The 3,913-nt window shown below is 39.0% G+C and carries 6 protein-coding genes; all 6 read left to right on the top strand.

Features of this window, described 5'->3' with window-relative positions; all coding sequences use genetic code 11:
- Positions 1-249: SDR family oxidoreductase (locus WYK_RS08545; RefSeq protein ID WP_040374104.1), on the top strand; the 249-nt coding region annotated here is incomplete at its 5' end.
- Between the two features lie 78 nt (positions 250-327).
- Positions 328-585 carry a DUF3243 domain-containing protein gene (locus WYK_RS08540; RefSeq protein WP_040374103.1) on the top strand — a complete coding sequence of 86 codons (258 nt, stop codon included), beginning with the start codon at positions 328-330 and terminating at the stop codon, positions 583-585.
- A 290-nt stretch (positions 586-875) separates the two neighbouring features.
- Complete coding sequence (locus WYK_RS08535) at positions 876-1,667, top strand: DUF3388 domain-containing protein (RefSeq protein ID WP_040374102.1); 792 nt, start codon at positions 876-878, stop codon at positions 1,665-1,667.
- Between the two features lie 17 nt (positions 1,668-1,684).
- On the top strand, positions 1,685-2,587 hold the full coding sequence (locus tag WYK_RS08530; RefSeq protein ID WP_040374101.1) for a helix-turn-helix domain-containing protein: 903 nt from the start codon (positions 1,685-1,687) through the stop codon (positions 2,585-2,587).
- A 64-nt stretch (positions 2,588-2,651) separates the two neighbouring features.
- On the top strand, positions 2,652-3,236 hold the full coding sequence (gene pgsA, locus WYK_RS08525; RefSeq protein ID WP_040374100.1) for a CDP-diacylglycerol--glycerol-3-phosphate 3-phosphatidyltransferase: 585 nt from the start codon (positions 2,652-2,654) through the stop codon (positions 3,234-3,236).
- Between the two features lie 20 nt (positions 3,237-3,256).
- Positions 3,257-3,913: CinA family nicotinamide mononucleotide deamidase-related protein (locus tag WYK_RS08520; protein ID WP_040374099.1), on the top strand; the 657-nt coding region annotated here is incomplete at its 3' end.

Here is a 3,913-nt window from a genome sequence, read left to right as displayed (position 1 = left end):
TTTGTTAAAGCACTGAGTAAGGAGTGTGCACTGAATAATATTCGCGTAAATGGAATTGCCCCAGGAGCTATTTCAACAGCCATGCTGGATGGATTCACCGAAGAGGAATTTGATCAATTGAATGAAGATATTCCGATGGGGAGAGTCGGTAAACCTATTGAGATTGCTGAAACAGCTTCCTTTTTACTATCATCTAAGGCTTCTTACATTACCGGTCAAATAGTGGGGGTTAATGGAGGTTGGTACTAACTCATCTTTTCCATGCATAAATTAAATCGCTTCTTCACAAACTAACTATGTACGAATTGAAAGAAGGGATGATGAAAGATGTCTGTATTAGATAATTGGGATCAATGGAAAAACTTCTTAGGAGATCGCTTGCATCAAGGGGAGCACCAAGGCATTCAGCAAGATACTGTAAGTAATCTTGCTTTTGAAATTGGCGACTACTTGGCTAAACAAGTGGAACCTCAAAATGATCAAGAGAAAGTGCTTGCCGACTTATGGTCAGTAGCGAGCGATGAAGAAAAGCATTCAATTGCGAGTATGATGGTTAAATTAGTGGAAAACAATGGTACACAGTAACTGGTTTAAGGCCCTGTCATTTGATGGGGCTTTTTTTATTGGCATGGGCAGATGCATGAGGGTTTTAACTAACTGCACATAATTACCTGCCGCGGCGCAAGAACTATTTTAAAGTTAAGTAAAGATTAGCCTGAATTTTAGAATGTTTTCGCTTTTAACTTAACCCATTATGCTATATTATAGAAAATAGACAATCATAGGGGTAGGTATCCGCGATTCCGGGCAAAAATGCGGGTTTTTTCATAAAACTACCTTATAAATAAGATCCTGTCACTTAAGGAGTGTTTGGATTGGAAAAAAAAGAATGGTATTTTGAATATGAAATACAAAAGAACCGTCCAGGTTTGTTAGGAGATATTTCTTCGCTGCTGGGTATGCTCTCGATTAATATCGTTACCATTAATGGTGTAGATGAAGGCAGACGGGGCATGCTATTAGTGGCAAATGACAACTGGAGTATTGAAAGATTTGAATCGATCTTGTCGACAATGGACACCATAACGGTGCATAAAATAAGAGAGCCGAATCTCCGTGATCGCTTAGCTGTCAGGCATGGCAGATACATTCAGCGTGATGCCGATGAAAGAAATACGTTTCGTTTCGTCAGGGAAGATTTAGGGTTGTTAGTTGACTTTATGGCAGAGTTATTCAAACAAGATGGCCATAAGTTGATTGGGATTCGCGGGATGCCGCGGGTAGGAAAAACAGAATCAATTGTTGCCTCCAGTGTGTGTGCAAATAAGAGATGGCTATTTGTTTCGTCCACTCTCTTAAAACAGACCATTCGCAGTCAGTTGATTGAAGATGAGTACAATGACAATAATTTATTCATTCTGGATGGGATTGTTTCAACTCGCCGTGCTAATGAACGTCATTGGCAGCTTGTACGTGAAATTATGAGAATGGATGCGGTGAAAGTAGTCGAGCATCCTGATGTATTTGTGCAGAATACAGAATATACATTAGAAGATTTTGATTACATTATTGAGTTACGAAACAACCCTGAAGAAGAAATTACATACGAAGCAGCAGACCAAAACGATCAGTTCGGTGCAACTGAATTTGGTTCAATCGATTTTTAAAATGGCAGGTGTTTTAATTGACGGAATTAGGTAATAGACTGAAAGAAGCAAGAACAGCTAGGGGTATGACCCTGGATGATCTACAAGAAGTTACAAAGATTCAAAAACGGTATTTGGTAGGCATTGAAGAAGGTAACTATGATATGATGCCCGGCAAATTTTATGTGCGTGCTTTTATAAAACAATATTGTGAAGCAGTTGGTCTTGATTCAGAAGAAATTTTTGAACAGTACAAATCAGAAGTACCCGCGATAGCGAATCAAGAATTACCAGACCAGCTGTCACGAGTGCGGACAAGAAAGTCACTATCTCCATCAACATCGAAATTTATGGAGATATTCCCGAAAATTCTCGTTTCAATTTTCGTTCTTGGTGCCATTATTCTCGTTTACGTCTTATGGGTAAACTATAATAACGATAACAAAAGCAGCGGCAGTCCTGAAGTGAAAAATGAAGACAATGTTAATTATGGAGAGACCAAAAATTCTCCATTAGAGAAAGACAAAGAGAAAGAAGAGACTAAAGAACCTGAAGAAAAAACGACGGAACCTGCAGACGAAGAGTCAAAAGGAACAGAAGAGGAACCGGAGCTTGAACAGGAACTCGCTTCAGTGAGCAACGCAGGAACCAATAGTACGTACGAACTCAAGAATACAGATAAATTCCTCCTGAAACTTTCTTCAAAAGGTGAAACGTGGGTAAGTGTTAAAAATGCAAACGGCAAGTCATTATTTGAAGGTATTTTAAAGGACAGCGAAAGTAAAGAAATTGATTTTTCAGAAGAAACAGAGGCGAAAGTTAGAATAGGTAATGCAGCTGCAACCGAAATTTATGTGAATGAAGAGCTGCTTGAATATTCGGTTTCACCAACGAAAAGTACTACACAGACTGTAACAATACAATTCACGAAACCTGAATAGTCATCTTATTGGTGGCTATTTTTCTTCATGAGTGTTTAATGCGAATTTTTTGGAGGGTAAAGAAGTGAATCTACCGAATAAGATTACTATATCGAGAATCTGTTTAATACCTATCTTTTTATTAATTATGCTCCTGCCTTTGTCATGGGGAGAACTAAATGTAGATGGGCATGTACTCCCAATTACGCATCTTGTAGGGACAGTGGTTTTTATTATTGCTTCCACTACGGATTGGATCGACGGGTATTATGCTCGTAAGCTGAACATGGTTACAAATCTCGGCAAATTCTTAGATCCATTAGCGGATAAATTGCTGGTACTTGCTGCACTTTTGGTTCTAGTAGACTTAGATTTAATTTATGGACAAACGTGGATTGTGATCATCATTATCAGCAGAGAACTAGCCGTAACAGGATTAAGAGCCATTTTAGCTGGATCTGGAGAAATTGTGGCTGCTGCTACGTTGGGTAAAATTAAAACATGGGCACAGATTATTGCTATTTCCGCATTATTACTTCACAATCTGCCATTTGCCTTGTTCTCATTCCCATTAGCCTATATTGCCCTTTGGATTGCGCTAATCTTCACTGTTTGGTCTGGTTGGGAATATTTCGCGAAAAATAAATCTATATTTATTAATTCGAAGTAAAGAACGGAGTGACTGGAGAGATGGATGCAGAAATTATTGCGGTTGGATCAGAACTGCTTTTAGGGCAGATTGTAAATACAAATGGCCGTTTTTTATCACAGCAATTTGCAGAAATGGGTATTAACGTTTATTATCATACGGTCGTAGGGGATAATGACAAGAGACTGCAGGATGCAGTCGATATTGCCAAGAAACGTGCTGACTTAATTGTTTTCACCGGCGGTTTAGGACCTACGAAGGATGATATGACGAAAGAAACCATTTCAAGAATGCTGGGTAAAGAACTTGTTTTTGATCAAGAGGCCCTTCAATCCATTGAAGCCTATTTCACTAAATCAAACCGAGTCATGACTGAAAATAATAAAAAACAAGCACTTGTACTTGAGGGATCTGACATATTAGCAAATGATCATGGCATGGCACCCGGTATGGTCCTGACGGTCGAGAATATTACTTATATGCTCCTGCCTGGTCCTCCAAGTGAGATGGAACCAATGTTTTTGAAATATGGCTATCAAACGCTTATGAAAATGATGGATAAGCATGAACGAATTGAATCTAAAGTTCTGCGCTTTTTTGGGATTGGTGAAGCTAAGTTAGAAACGGTAATTGAAGACTTAATTGAAAAACAGTCCAACCCGACAATCGCACCGCTTGCAGGCGATGGCGAAGTAACA

Origin of the sequence: Peribacillus psychrosaccharolyticus ATCC 23296 (assembly GCF_000305495.1) — a bacterium.
In the GTDB taxonomy this organism is placed as follows: Bacteria; Bacillota; Bacilli; order Bacillales; family DSM-1321; genus Peribacillus; species Peribacillus psychrosaccharolyticus.
The sequence above is the reverse complement of the archived record's forward strand: the minus strand, read 5'-3'. Positions and strand labels throughout refer to the sequence as shown.